The following is a 3,100-nucleotide window of genomic DNA, read 5'->3' on the forward strand; positions in this document are numbered from 1 at the left end:
AAAAACTCATTTAAATCACTTTGCTATTAAGTACAAATTGATTCTTAGAGCGAACCAGATTGCTTGGCAGGAGCTTAAAAATATGGCAGCTTAAAATTGACCGTGCGTAACATGAGTCACTCATGAAAGTAGGGCTGAGAAAGCTTTGAAAAAAAGACAAGAGCTATCTACTCTTCGCAAGTCGCTCAGAGATTTAGACGCGGTTTTATTAGAAGTTGCCAATAAAAAGACTGCTGCTGTTTAATCCCTAAAAGGCGTCATTGGTGAAATGACGCCTTATGTTCAACTACTAATTATTAAAAAATTCGAGTAAATCTGCATTTATTTGCTCTTTATGAGTGGAGCAAAGTCCATGCGAGGCATTTTTATATATTTTCAATTCACAATTTTTCACTAGTTTTTCAGTTTTTAGCGAAGCGTTTTCTATAGGAACTATCTGATCTGCATCACCTTGAATCAATAGAACGGGAACATCTATCTTTTGGAGATCTTCAGTAAAGTCAGTTTCAGAAAAAGCTTTAATACAGTCATAAATACTTTTTAAGCCGCCTTGCATGCCTTGTAGCCAAAAAAAGTCTTTTAAGCCTTGAGATGCTTCATTCCCTGAACTCGTACCATAAAACGAATTCGCTAAATCTTGGAAGAATTGTGATCTATCCGATAATACTTTTTGACGGATATCATCAAAAACCTCTATGGGAACACCGCCAGGGTTAGCAGGCGTTTTTAACATTAAGGGAGGGACGGAAGCAATTAACACTGCTTTTGCAACATTGGCTGAACCATGACGCCCAATATAACGGGTTACTTCCCCACCACCGGTGGAATGGCCCACGTGAATGACATTTTCTAGCTCCAAGGCCTCAACTAATTTAGCTAAGTCATCTGCATAGCTGTCCATATTATTACCCTGATAGCTTTGGGTAGAGCGCCCATGCCCGCGTCGATCATGGGCAATACAGCGAAAGCCACGTGACGCTAAAAATAGCATTTGATCTTCCCAGGCATCAGCGCTTAAAGGCCAGCCATGGCTAAAAACGATAGGTTGTCCTGTACCCCAATCTTTGTAATATAATTTTATCTCATTAGAGTTTTCTTTCCCTACGGTGACATAAGTCATTACCATCTCCTTATAAATGCTTTAGTTAATTAAATAAAACTATAGCTCGTTTTTATTAAAAATTATTTGAGTGTAGTTTCTGTAGAATGACGAATTTTGCTAATGTCTGAAATTAAACGCAGTACCCTTTTGGGGATAAATTCTTCCCAGGTACAATGCTCTCTTATGGTAAACTTACTGTGGTCCTAATTTTTAACGACTTGCAGAAAATCAGCACATTATTTTGTGATCCTTGCAGGATGGAGCTTCTTTGCTTACTTATGGGTTGTAAAACCACATAGAGTTAATAACCTTTAACTTTGTCCTGAATGGCAAAGGGATTCAACCAAATTATTTTATGGTCATTTTTTTTAAAAAACATTAAGTAGCAACTGTCTTGAATTTTAATTCAAAACAGTTGCTACCGGTGCGCTAAATTATTATGCCTCACAATAAAAACAACAACTCAATTGATCTTGCCACCTCGAAGTTTTATACCCATTTTGTAGGTTGGGCCGTTCGCCCAACAATGATATGCGAAAACTATAGATAAATGCTGAGGATTAAGAGCTGTTGGGCCGGACGGCCCAACCTACAAATAATGGGTTTAAAATTCAGCGGTGGCAAGCTCATTTGAGTTCATGCTTCTATTGGTCGGGGTGTAATTCAACCCGCACCGAAGGCTGGGCTTGATTCACATTTTTTAGCATGCGTACAAAGCGTATAGATAGGCCATTAGGAAGCAGGACCCTTTCTTCGGCAATAACTTCATAGGCTAAAGCAGAGTAAAGTTTTACTCCAGGAAGAGTCGCCATCATTTCCAGTTTGGTAAATCCTTGTAAATAAGCTTGTTGTTCGCAATATTTTAAGAGCTGACTGCCTAAGCCTTGGCGGGCAAATTGCGGATGAATGAAGAAAGCCCTTATTTTTGCCGCTTCTTTTGAAGGATCAAGGTAAATAGCTTGTCCTCTTCCTGAAAATTGATTGCCACCAAATAAGGTTTTCCGCTTACGCCAACCGCCACAACCAGCGATTTCCCCATCTTTTTCTACGACAAAATAGGTTTTATCCTGCAGGAGTTCTGAGTCAACCCCGAAAATATAACGGATAGCGCCTTCAATTTCGGGTTCCGAGTAGTAATCCTGACTTAATTTCCTGGCGGAGAAAGCAATGAGTTCATTAAGCTTTTCGCTGTCATGGGGGGTGGCTGTTCTTATCTCGATCATTTTATGCTCATCTTTTAGAAAAAAACAATTTAACATATAATCAAAATAAAAAAATTTCTTATTTATTTTATAAAAATTACTTTTTATAATGATTTTTTACTTAAGAAGGTAATATATGAAAAAATTATTGGCCTTAGAAAAGGAAAAATTTAATAGTACTTCGGAAGTATTAGATAAAACTGATCGGAAAATTCTTAATCTTCTCCAACAAGATAACCAGATTACTAACCAAGCCCTTGCTGACAAAGTGGGAATTTCTGCGCCACCATGTTTTAGACGGGTGAAGCGATTGCGAGAGGAGGGCATTATCCTTAAAGATGTTTCTTTAGTTGACCCTTTTAAAGTGGGAAAACCGTTAATTGTTTTTGTCAATATTACTTTAGAAAAGCAAAGAGAAGATCTTTTATCGCATTTTGAACGAAAAATGGCAGAAGAGCCTGAAATCATGCAGTGTTATTTTGTTTCCGGGGATACCGATTATTTATTAATTATCCATGTTAAAGATATGAATGATTATAATGAATTTGCAAGACGGGTATTTGCTAATGAGCCTAATATAAAACAATTTCGAAGTAGCTTTTGCCTTAACCGCACCAAATATAATACCCAAGTCGTGTTGTCGGAAGATTAAAAAAAGCCAGGTTCATTGTTTTCAATAACTCATGTTACGCACGGTCAATTTTAAGCTGCCATATTTTTAAGCTCCTGCCAAGCAATCTGGTTCGCTCTAAGAATCAATTTGTACTTAATAGCAAAGTGATTTAAATGAGTTTTT

General features: G+C 37.4%; 4 protein-coding genes. 1 reads left to right on the forward strand and 3 read right to left on the reverse strand.

What is annotated here, in order from left to right:
• Positions 1-10: 10 nt before the first annotated feature.
• The 3 genes from ELY15_RS16290 to ELY15_RS14900 all read right to left on the reverse strand — a co-directional run bounded on the left by ELY15_RS16290 (position 11) and on the right by ELY15_RS14900 (position 2,325).
• Positions 11-160, reverse strand: a complete 150-nt coding sequence (locus tag ELY15_RS16290) for a hypothetical protein (RefSeq protein WP_158617513.1) — start codon at positions 158-160, stop codon at positions 11-13.
• 129 nt (positions 161-289) lie between these two features.
• Positions 290-1,120, reverse strand: a complete 831-nt coding sequence (locus ELY15_RS14895) for an alpha/beta fold hydrolase (RefSeq protein ID WP_127101403.1) — start codon at positions 1,118-1,120, stop codon at positions 290-292.
• Positions 1,121-1,746: 626 nt separating this feature from the next.
• Positions 1,747-2,325: a GNAT family N-acetyltransferase gene (locus ELY15_RS14900; RefSeq protein WP_127101405.1), complete on the reverse strand. Its 579-nt coding sequence runs from the start codon at positions 2,323-2,325 to the stop codon at positions 1,747-1,749.
• A 115-nt stretch (positions 2,326-2,440) separates the two neighbouring features.
• Between ELY15_RS14900 and ELY15_RS14905 the strand changes: the two genes are divergently transcribed.
• Positions 2,441-2,956, forward strand: coding sequence for an Lrp/AsnC family transcriptional regulator (locus ELY15_RS14905; protein ID WP_127101407.1), 516 nt, complete (start codon positions 2,441-2,443; stop codon positions 2,954-2,956).
• The last annotated feature ends 144 nt before the right edge of the window (positions 2,957-3,100 follow it).

It is taken from the genome of Legionella sp. km772, from assembly GCF_003989735.1.
In the GTDB taxonomy this organism is placed as follows: domain Bacteria; phylum Pseudomonadota; class Gammaproteobacteria; order Legionellales; family Legionellaceae; genus Legionella.

What these genes read in the sequence shown, in the direction of transcription:
- ELY15_RS14895 (WP_127101403.1), bottom strand. Translation starts at nt 1,120, where the DNA reads ATGACTTATGTCACCGTAGGGAAAGAAAACTCTAATGAGATAAAATTA.
- ELY15_RS14905 (WP_127101407.1), top strand. Translation starts at nt 2,441, where the DNA reads ATGAAAAAATTATTGGCCTTAGAAAAGGAAAAATTTAATAGTACTTCG.
- ELY15_RS14900 (WP_127101405.1), bottom strand. Translation starts at nt 2,325, where the DNA reads ATGATCGAGATAAGAACAGCCACCCCCCATGACAGCGAAAAGCTTAAT.